This is a genomic window from Idiomarina sp. UBA3162, assembly GCF_002364475.1.
Lineage (GTDB): Bacteria > Pseudomonadota > Gammaproteobacteria > Enterobacterales > Alteromonadaceae > Idiomarina.
In genome coordinates, this window is record NZ_DEYI01000095.1 from 84,425 (window position 1) to 95,178 (window position 10,754).

A 10,754-nucleotide genomic window follows, 5' to 3' on the forward strand; every position below is an offset into this window, starting at 1 on the left:
TATGAATATAAAGGATGTTTCCTTTGAGCGGGACAGACCTGATGTATGCGGAGATGCTCATCCCAAAGCGTTGTTGAGAGCGATTCAAGAGGATGGTGACTACCTGTTGAAGCTGGCTAATCAACACATCGTTTCGTCCGATCAGTTTACACAAAATGGTATGTTGCAGTTGTTTCGACTCGCAGCAAAGTACGAGGCCAATCCACGGCGTTTCAGCACGTCGTTGCAGGGCAAAATTTTAATTTCTGCTTTTTATGAGCCGAGTACGCGCACGCGACTTTCATTTGAGAGTGCCTGGCACCGTTTAGGCGGCGATATTATGTCGATCACTGATCGCTCTACAACGGGGATTGCGAAGGGAGAATGCCTCGCCGATGTTGCTGAAATGTTTAATAATTACGGCGACTGTGTGGTGCTCCGAGATAACAACGAGTCCTCGCTAGAAGAAATGATCGATTCGTTGAGAATACCGATCATTAATGCAGGTAATGGATGTGATGAGCATCCAACGCAGGCGCTAGCTGATCTTTATGCTCTGTTTAAATGGAAACCAGAACTAACGACAGCCGATGCGAAACAACACGCGGTCAGTGTCGGTATTATTGGTGTCCCGAACAGAATGCGAACTGTCAGGAGCCTGATAAAAAGTTTACTTAAATTTCCAGATGCGATTAAAGAGCTGGTCATTATTCATGATGACTCTGTATCAGAGCACCTATTTGCTGAACAACAACGAGAGCAGATAGAGCAAGCAGGTATTCATGTGCGGACGTCGACTGATTTGAATGCAACGTTGCCAGATATCGATGTGGTCTACATTAATGCCATATCGTGGGAGGGGGAGACCTTTAACACGTATGGAAAATCATTCAGTCTTGATGCTCAGTCGCCGCTTAAAAAAGATGCCATTATTTTGCATCCCTTGGCACGTGGACCTGAGCTAGCAACGGATCTCGATCATACACCGCATAATTGGTATTTCAGTCAAGCTCGGGGCGCGGTGTTTTTGAGGATGGCGTTACTCACGTGTATGGTTCAACGCGCCGAGCGCGTTATCGATGTCGTATAACACAAGGAAAAACGAAGATGTGCGGAATTGCTGGAGTATTCAATCACCGCGTCAATGATTCTATCGACGCTCAGACCTTGGTCAATATGGCTGCGATAATGCATCATCGAGGACCTGATGGGTATGGTTATCATATTCAGCAGAAACAAGGGGTTGGCTTTAGCCATGCTCGATTGTCGATTATTGACTTAAATGAAGAACGTGCTAAGCAACCCTTTCTGTCTGCTGATGAGCGACTGATGTTAACTCATAACGGTGAGTTTTATGACTTTAAACGTATTCGAGCCGATTTGACGGCACGTGGAGCGCGCTTTCGCACCAAAAGTGATTCAGAAATCGTACTGCATCTGTTTGAGCGGTATGGCCTCGAGGCCACATTAAAGGAACTGCGGGGCGAGTTTGCATTTGGTTTGTATGATAAAGAGGACGATACACTTTATTTAGTGCGAGACCGTTTTGGCATTAAGCCCCTTTATTGGACGGAGACGGATGAGGGTGTTGTTTTTGGGTCGGAATTGAAAGTGTTATTTGCTCACCCACAAGTCAAGCGAGCGTTTTCGGCTGAGGGCTTATACCACCAACTGATTCAAGTGATGGTACCCGGCTCAACAGCATTTGAGGGTGTTCATCAAGTGCAGCCAGGGCAAGTGGTTAAAATTAAGCGTACTAATGGCAAGCTTAATATTGATACATTGAAGTATTGGGACGTCGACTTTCCTGACGAGCACGACTATCCGGGGGATGAGGTCGATGAGACAGAATATGTCGAGGGCGTGCGTGAGAAGCTGTTAGATGCGGTACAGCATCGAATGACCGCCGATGTACCGGTCGGTTGTTATCTCTCCGGAGGCATCGATTCGTGCTCGATTTTAGGATTGGCATCGGCATCGACGCAAACTTCAGTGAAAGCCTTTACTATCGGATTTGACTCGGATGACTATGACGAAACACCGATTGCGCGCGAAATGGCCGAGGCGACAGATGCTGACCATCATATTATGGCTCTTAAGGCGAACGATCTGTACGACCATTTTGTAAAAACGCTCTGGCACACTGAACGAACCATCTACAACACACTGGGTGTTGCGAAGTACCTGATGAGTCAGGAAGTTCATGAAGCGGGTTACAAAGTTGTTATGACGGGTGAGGGCTCGGATGAGCTATTTGCTGGCTACCCAGCGTTTCGCAAGGATATGTTTTTACATGGCCTCGATCATTTACCTGAAATTGAGCGACTCGAGTGGCAAAAGTTGCTGGAGAAAAACAACCAGCTATTTAAAGGAGCAATGTTGGCGCGAGAGGAATTTAGCAGCGACGCCTTGAATAAAAAAGTGGGTTTTACGCCGAGCTGTGTGCAGCCGTGGCTCTCCTGCAGTAGCGTAGCTAAACCACTTATTAATAAGGATCTACAGAAGCAATTAGAAAGTTATGACCCCGGTCAAGCAATTGCAGATACGCTAGATGAAACTTATCTCACCGGGCGACACCCTCTTGATCGCGCGCAGTACGTGTGGATTAAAACCATGTTGGAGGGGCAAATCCTAACTTGGGGCGGCGACCGCGTGGACATGGCGAATTCGATGGAAGCACGACCGGCGTTCCTTGATCACCACTTAGCAGAATATGCTTTCACAGTACCGCCGCATTTACGTATTAAAGGCAATAAAGAGAAATACGTTTTGCGTGAAGCGATGAAAGGGCTGTTGCCTGAGACGCTCTATAAACGTGAAAAGTTTGCCTTTATGGCACCGCCTGCGCATACCGATCCAGAAAAGTGGAAGGCCGTCGAGCGGTTGGCGGAAGAATTTTTGAGCGAGCAAGCGGTAAATGATGCGGGGTTACTCGACTTTAACGAGGTCGAAGCAGTATTCGCGCGCCACAGCTCACGTGATGTGACGCCGGAAGAGCAGGTACAGCTCGATGCGGTGATCAACCACATGTTGGGTGTACAGGTGCTACACCATCACTTTGTCGCAACCGATGTGCCTGAGCAAGCGAAGCAACGCGCTCAAGAACTCGGTTGGACAGCCTAAGGGGTTATTGTTCGGCGGATACATAGGTAATGTATTCGCCGTAACCTCGCTCCTGCATTTCATCGAGAGGAATAAACTCTAACGCTGCGGAGTTCATACAATAGCGTAAACCCGTTGGCTCGGGACCATCGCTAAACACGTGACCGATGTGATTATTACCATAGCGGCTACGGATTTCTGTGCGCGTGTAAAACCAGCTGTTATCCTCTTTTTCCACCACCGCATCGGATGTGATCGGCTGGGTAAAACTCGGCCAACCGGTGCCCGATTTATATTTATCTGTAGATGAAAATAGAGGCTCACCACTTAGAATATCAACGTAGATGCCGGGCCGCTTGTTATCCCAGTAAGCGTTGTTGAATGGCTCTTCAGTACCATCTTCCTGTGTCACCTCATACTGAATGTCTGTTAACTTTTGCTGCAAGACGTCATCACTGGGTTTGGTGTAACTTCTCCAGCGTGCTTGCGCTGCAGCCGACTGGTTCACCCCATTGGGGTTTTGGTTGGTGTACTGTTGATAATCAATATCTGAGGTATCGCCCCAGTACTTCTCGATGAAATCATAGCGTCCAGAGTTAAAGGTATAGACCTTATAGCGAATAGGATTTTTATCATAATAATTTTGATGATAGTCCTCGGCGGGATAGAAGGACTTGAACCGTGTTATTGGCACGACGATAGGCTCTTTAAATGGACCGTTCTCGGCTAGATACTTTTTCGTTTGTTGAGCAATTTGGCGTTGTTGCTCGCTGTGGTAAAAAATTTCTGGACGATATTGCTGACCACGGTCGACGAATTGACCTTTAGTGTCAGTCGGGTCAATGATACGCCAAAATTTTTGTGTTAACGCGGCGTAGGAGACAATGTTAGGGTCGTAATAGACCTGTACGCTCTCAGTGTGACCTGTTTGTCCCGCTGAAACCTGCTCATAGCTGGGATTAGCCTCGACCCCACCGCTATAGCCAGAGATTACCTCGCGAACACCGTTCATTTGCTCAAACGCCTCTTCGACACACCAAAAACACCCTCCCGCAAAAGTTGCTATTTGCTCGTGAGATTGCTTTTCGTTGATTTCATTTTGTGCCATGCTCAGGTGAGTGAAAAATAAAGCGAGCATGGTAAAAATATATTTGGACATAAAGCCTCCTGCATTACCGCATCTAATAACAATATAGGTCAGTCGGGATGAAAAAGATTTATGTGAATGGAATTTTTCTGCTCGTGTTATGGATAGTTGCTACTCCTGTTTACGCGCAGACAACGTCGGAAGATGCTCAGCCACATGCTCAAGACGGTTCCTCAGACGGTTGGCTTGAGGGCTTTCGTAAAGGATTAGAGACGACAGTCGAATCGAGCGCTCGTTGGATAGATGGTTTTTTTGCCGACCGCGGAATGAGTAGCGATGAGCACGAAACTTATGGACGTTTGACGGTAGCTCCGCAATGGTCGGGTTACCATAAATTTGAAGTCGATTCGCGTTTTCGTGCACAGTTCAAGCTTCCTCATGCTAAGAAAGACTTTTCTGCTTTTTTAGGGCAAGTCGATGAGGGCGAGTTTCTCGATCAACAAGATGTTGGGCGACCCTCCGTCATTAATTCACCCACTACAGATGATGAATGGCTTGTTGGTTTGGGGTTTAGCCGCCAAGTTAATGAAGCCCACCGTTTAACCTACAGTATTGGAATCCGCGGCGGTATTCGATTTGATACATATGCTCGCGCACGCTACCGCGTGGATAGTATCCTGTCTGATGCCAGCTTGATGCGTTGGGAGTCATCGGTATTTTGGCGTGATAGTGATGGTTATGGCGTCGCGCAACGGGTCGATACGGAAACACAGTTGACTACCGACGTTGTTGCTAAATGGTCTGCTTTGGGAACATTTGCGCAAGAAACTCAGGGGGTACGTTGGAGCTCCTCAGCCATCGTTTACTTTTTGACGGATGTTGATCACGCATATGCTACCGAAATTTGGTCTGAGGGCGAAAATGAAGCACCGGTTACAGTCACTGACTACGGTATCCGCGTACTTGATAGACGTAAGATTTATAAATCTTGGCTCTTAATGGAAACGTGGGTCGGTCATCATTGGCCTCGCGAAGAGCGCTTTGAAACGCGGCGAGGCCATTGGATGGTTGGCGTCGAATTTGAGCTCAGGTTTGGTAACAAACGAGGCTAAAATTCAACGTCGATGATGACAGGATCGTGATCCGATGAGCGATAGGGTCCTGGTTCAAAATAGTCGGTGTCCTCATAACTGAACACTGTGGGCTCATCACTGTTGTAGTGAATATGCTGAACATTTGTTATCGATTCAGCAAGCGTTTTATCAACAAATACGTGGTCGAGAGCGCCCGCCTGGCTATCGAAGACATAAGAGTAGTCTTCAGCCTCCGATACATTAGTAAAGCCCTGCGACTCGATATAACGTATTGGGTCCTCTTTAAAGTAGGCGTTAAAATCGCCAAGCAATACCGGCGCTGGAAAATCATTTTGTGCAATCCATTCAGTAAGCGCTTTAGCAGAGTCTACCCGCTGTTGATTCCAACAGTACTGCCCATCACGTTGATTGGCATTGGCGCCTTGCTCTGGACAGCCACCTTTAGATTTAAAGTGATTGACCACTACAGTGAATTGTTTGCTTGTTTGTTTATCTTCGAATACTTGGGCGAGAGGAGGGCGGCTACCAGAACGGAATGGCCCTTCTGTTAACGTGTGCGCGTGCCCTAAGGGCTTCACTCTGTTTCGATTATAAATTAATCCAACGGCTATTTGGTCATCACCGAGACGTTGGGCTCGAGGCTCAGCGATTACATAGTGACTGCTTTGCTCGCTATTGAGCTCGTTGACTAACTGAACAATCGCACTGTCAGGGCCGTAGCCGTCGTTTTCAACTTCCATTAAACCAAATACGTCAGCGTCAATTTCGACCAGTGCCGATAAGATTTTAGTTTGCTGGCGCTGGTAGGCGTCGAAGCTTTGAGCCCCGCGTTCGGTTGGGAAGCCGTTCTGTTCGCCATTGCCATTGAAGAGGTTAAGCACATTAAAACTGGAAATGCGTAAGTGGTCACCTTTTTCGTTAGGTGACTCGGGTTCATCAATGTGTTTAGCTACAATAGCCTCAGTAGGTTGGATACGCGCTCTGCCGCGAAACTCCGTTAGTATACCGACGATAGGTTCCAGTGTCGTGCCACTGCGTACGGAGTTTTGTGCCTTGCTGGTTAATGCACTGAACGGTAGAGTCGACGGCTCAATGTCACTGTTATCATCGACTTGCACTCGGTTTAACTGGTTACGTTGCATTTGTTCACGCGCCGATTTACCAGGCTCAACAATTTGGGAGGGGGTAAATAGGCGGCCACTGGAAACGTCAAAATATCCATGTCGTGGCAGTTGATAATGACCGGAAATCGTTAAGTCATGACCATCAGATGCTACTAAAGTGACCCGCATATTTTCATACTGTTCGCGCTGCTCATTGCTTTTGAAAGGCAGTCGAACAGTGACGGGCGCGGGCATAGGACGCGCTTGCGGACATGATTGCATAGCACTGACGTCAACTAAACGAGTCTGTTCGTTGACTTCAGCAACACGCCCTGTAACAACCACAAGGTCACCTTCCGTAAATGTTTGTTCATTTGCGACACTCACGAAGATACCTTCGGAACTGAGGGGATCATCATCGGGTTCATTGCTTTGTAGGAAAAAACCAGCCAGTTCATTGTCGGCTGTCCAGTTTGCCGTCACCGTTCCTGCGGTGGTCACCTCCTGATCAAGCAAAGGAGATTGCCAAGCGTGGCCTTGAATCACTGAAATCGGTGTAATACTCGCTTGCTCTTCACCGCATTGTTGTGCGAAAGCGGTTCCTGTACTAAGCAACAGTGCGGTAGCAATTAAGAGTTTCTTCATGAGTGCTTGTCCATTTTATGATAACTTCCTACCTCTAAGACTGGAGCTGCATCGAGCCGCTCGGCATCCATCATCGTGGCAATGCGTTGCATAGATGACAGCAGTAGCGATTGCTCCCATTCATCAAGACCTTGAAATTTTTCGATAAAGTCTTCTTGTAGAGGCTGAGGCGCTTGGGCCAGTAAAGACTGGCCTTGTTCGGTGATGTACATCAGAACACGCCGTTTATCGGTGTTACTACGTCTACGATAGATTAAACCACGGTGTTCCATGCGTTCGATGACATTTGACACGGTGGCTGGGCTTAAAGTGATGTTTTGAGCAACTTCACTGGCGGTAATGCCATCACGAGCCACAATCTCTCGAAGTATCAGGAGTTGTGGAGCTGTTAATCCAGAGTATTTATTAAGTTGTTTGGAGTGAAGATCAATGGCGCGAATGACTTTACGTAACGCAAGTAAAAGTTCTTCATACTTTTCCATTGTCGCTCCTGCCTGTTAATTCGATGCTTTAGTAACGTCGCGCGGATAAATCTGTGCGACGAATTTGCACAATCATACCTAATTTTGGATGATCAAAGTAGTGTGTTTCATGACTGATTACTCGACGTAACTGGTCAAATCGATAGCTACGTAAAAATCGCTCGCCATCGACTTGAGCCTGCTTGGATGTGAGCATTTCTGAGGCTTGATCAGTCAAACTTCCACTAGGTGGAGCGACAAGCGCTTCTTCACGCAGATTGAAGTCACCTTTGATATGTAAATAATTGCCAACTAAGAATACATGCAAGGTGCCATCAAGTTCCCAGACGGGCGTGTCGGTGGTTTCTGGCTGCAGTGGGGCTAGAGATTGTCCGCCTTTGTTTACACCGAATCGATGGTCCCCTTGATTTAATATAGTGAAAAGCTCATCAATATTTTGCATACGGCGCGCGAGCGGATCGTTGTCGACACCTGGGTCGCTAGGCGCGTACTTTACTCCATCGTCAGGCTTCATGAATCCATTGAATTGATAACGCTCGGCAAAGTTCTTCCCGCCATAGAGACGAAATTTGTAGTTGTCGTCCCGTCCAAACACAGGTTGCTGCCAAGCTAAGTGTAGGAGTGGCTCAGCAAGTCCTCGCTGCTCTAAGGTTTGTTCCGTCTCATTAAGTACCCAGTGATCTTTAGCCACTAAGAAGGGGTTGCGAGCAGTATTGAGATCTTTGGTTTTACCGGCAAAGTGTACAGGTAAGCGATCAAGCTGAGATAGCTTACTCGGCCGATTAAATGGGCTTCCGTTGATTTTTATCGAAAGGCTTTCGTCGTTATAACGACAGGGCAACTCACGCCACTGCCAGTCATTTTCAGGTAATTCACATAGTGCCAGATTAGCACGCAAGTTGTGATAATCCCGATTGACTACCGTGGCGATAAGGTCGGTGGCAGACCCCGTTTTTATGGGTTCTACCTTAAGTGGAAAGCGCTCGCTTATATCTTGGTCGACTGTATGCTTAAACAATAAAACTTCAACTTCAAACCAACGCCAATATTCGGGATCCTGTTTCGCTTGTGCCTTGGGCAACCCCAATAAGCTACAGGTTGTCAGCAAACCAACAACTAACCCCTTAAACTTCATGTTGTTTTCCCCAAATTTATGTATCACTGGCGAGCTCTTCTAAAAGTGACTGTATCAGTTTTAAGCGACTTTGAGTATCCTCAATCGATTGAGTGACTTTGAGTTTCGTCGGCCCCTCTAAGCGGTAATTTTGAGGACATTTTTGAATAAGACCAATAATCGTTTCAGGCTTGACCTTGGGTGTTTCATTAAACTCTATCGTACCGCCTTGGTTGCCCATATCGATTTTACGTATTCCTAACGCTTCGGCGTGATTGCGAATACGTGTTTGAGCCACCAGATTTTTACTGGCATCCGGCAACAGACCAAACCGATCAATTAACTCGACCTGAATATCTTCAAGTTGTTCGTCATTGTTGCAGCTTGCGATGCGCTTATAAATGTTTAAGCGCGTATTGATGTCAGCTATATAGTCGTCTGGTAGTAGTGCGGGTATACGCAAGTCAATTTCTGCACGACTGCGCGTGAGGCCTTCGAGTGTCGGCTCTTTGCCATCTTTGAGCGACTCAACCGCTTGCTCGAGCATATCGGTATATAGGGTGAAACCAATGCTTTCAATTTGACCACTTTGATCGTCGCCAAGCAGCTCTCCTGCACCGCGAATTTCAAGATCATGGGTCGCCAACATAAAGCCAGCGCCTAAATCCTCTAGCTGTGAAATCGCTTCTAAGCGTTTTAGCGCATCTTTGGTCATCCGCTTTGGATGTGGCGTGAGAAGATAAGCGTAGGCTTGGTGATGAGATCGTCCAACGCGTCCTCGCAACTGATGTAACTGAGCCAGGCCAAGATGGTCAGCGCGATCAATGATAATCGTATTGGCGCTAGGTACATCAATACCCGTTTCGATAATTGTAGTACAAACCAAGACATTAAAGCGTTGGTGATAGAAGTCACTCATAATACGTTCAAGGTCACGCTCGCGCATCTGGCCATGTGCGACGGTCACACTTGCTTCTGGCACCAGCGTTTCGATGTCGCGGGCTGTTTTCTCAATGGTGTCGACATTGTTGTGCAGGAAGTAAACCTGTCCACCGCGTAAGGTTTCTCGTAAGATGGCCTCTCGAATGGTGGCATTGTCATGTTCACGCACAAAGGTCTTAACAGCGAGGCGTCGAGCCGGTGGTGTTGCGATGATCGACAAATCACGGATATTGTTCATTGCCATGTTCAGTGTACGCGGTATCGGAGTGGCCGTGAGCGTTAAGATGTCCACATTGGCACGCAGGCGTTTGATTGCCTCTTTTTGCCTTACGCCGAAGCGGTGTTCTTCATCTACAATTAATAAGCCTAAGGCTTTAGGTTTAATATCACCTTGCAACAGTTTGTGGGTACCGATGAGTATATCAACCTTGCCTTCTTCGGTGTCCGCAAGAATTTGTTTCGACTGTTTTGCAGTTTTGAAGCGCGATAGTACCTCAATGCGCACTGGCCAGTCGGCAAAGCGATCTTTAAAGTTCTCGTAATGTTGCTGCGCTAACAACGTTGTAGGCACTAATACCATGACCTGACGGTTGTCGTTGACGGCAATAAACGCGGCGCGCATCGCAACTTCTGTTTTACCAAATCCGACGTCGCCGCAAACTAAGCGATCCATAGGTTGAGTTGCTGCCATATCCTGTACGACGGCATTAATAGCATTGAGCTGGTCAGTAGTTTCTTCAAATGGAAACCCTTCAGCAAAGCGATGATAATCATCTTGGTCTATTGTAAACCCATAACCTTCGTTAGAAGCGCGTTTGGCATAAACATCCAATAATTCAGCAGCAACGTCCCGTATTTTTTCCGCCGCCCGTTTTTTAGCCTTCTCCCAGCTATCATTGCCGAGTTTATGTAACGGAGCATGATTTTCTTCGCCGCCACTGTAACGACTCAGCACGTCTAAACTTGCCACCGGCACATAGAGCTTTGATTGCTGAGCATACTCGATAGTAACAAATTCAGTGGTAACGTTGCCCGCGTCAAGTGTCGTGAGCCCTTGATAGCGTCCCACACCGTGATCGATGTGAACAACAGGTTGTCCTGTCTTTAACTCGGCTAGGTTTCGAATGAGTGCATCGGAGCTTTGCGTTGGTTTTTGTTCACGGCGACGACGTTGCGAGACGCGGTTGCCCATTAACTCCGTTTCAG

The 10,754-nt window shown here is 47.3% G+C and carries 8 protein-coding genes; 3 read left to right on the forward strand and 5 right to left on the reverse strand.

What is annotated here, in order from left to right; genetic code table 11:
* The first annotated feature begins 1 nt into the window (after position 1).
* Positions 2-1,069 (forward strand): aspartate/ornithine carbamoyltransferase family protein, encoded by a 1,068-nt coding sequence (locus B2X00_RS11780; protein WP_290487830.1) that lies wholly within the window; start codon positions 2-4, stop codon positions 1,067-1,069.
* Between the two features lie 17 nt (positions 1,070-1,086).
* Positions 1,087-3,102: an asparagine synthase (glutamine-hydrolyzing) gene (gene asnB, locus B2X00_RS11785; RefSeq protein WP_290487831.1), complete on the forward strand. Its 2,016-nt coding sequence runs from the start codon at positions 1,087-1,089 to the stop codon at positions 3,100-3,102.
* A gap of 4 nt (positions 3,103-3,106) precedes the next feature.
* Here asnB and msrB read toward each other — a convergent pair whose 3' ends face one another.
* Entirely contained in the window at positions 3,107-4,240 is a 1,134-nt protein-coding gene (gene msrB, locus B2X00_RS11790; RefSeq protein WP_290487832.1) for a peptide-methionine (R)-S-oxide reductase MsrB, read from the reverse strand.
* Positions 4,241-4,287: 47 nt separating this feature from the next.
* On the opposite strand from msrB, the gene B2X00_RS11795 reads away from it, so the two are divergent.
* Entirely contained in the window at positions 4,288-5,280 is a 993-nt protein-coding gene (locus B2X00_RS11795; protein ID WP_290487833.1) for a hypothetical protein, read from the forward strand.
* Here the strand turns inward: B2X00_RS11795 and B2X00_RS11800 are convergent.
* From B2X00_RS11800 to mfd, 4 genes are all read right to left on the reverse strand, one after another.
* Positions 5,277-7,010 carry an ExeM/NucH family extracellular endonuclease gene (locus B2X00_RS11800; RefSeq protein WP_290487834.1) on the reverse strand — a complete coding sequence of 578 codons (1,734 nt, stop codon included), beginning with the start codon at positions 7,008-7,010 and terminating at the stop codon, positions 5,277-5,279. The genes B2X00_RS11795 and B2X00_RS11800 overlap by 4 nt on opposite strands.
* Positions 7,007-7,492, reverse strand: a complete 486-nt coding sequence (locus B2X00_RS11805) for a MarR family winged helix-turn-helix transcriptional regulator (protein ID WP_071462547.1) — start codon at positions 7,490-7,492, stop codon at positions 7,007-7,009. Before B2X00_RS11805 ends, B2X00_RS11800 begins: the two co-directional genes overlap by 4 nt.
* 28 nt (positions 7,493-7,520) lie before the next feature.
* Positions 7,521-8,627 carry a CsiV family protein gene (locus B2X00_RS11810; protein WP_071462548.1) on the reverse strand — a complete coding sequence of 369 codons (1,107 nt, stop codon included), beginning with the start codon at positions 8,625-8,627 and terminating at the stop codon, positions 7,521-7,523.
* A 16-nt stretch (positions 8,628-8,643) separates the two neighbouring features.
* Positions 8,644-10,754: transcription-repair coupling factor (mfd, locus tag B2X00_RS11815; protein WP_290487835.1), on the reverse strand; the 2,111-nt coding region annotated here is incomplete at its 5' end.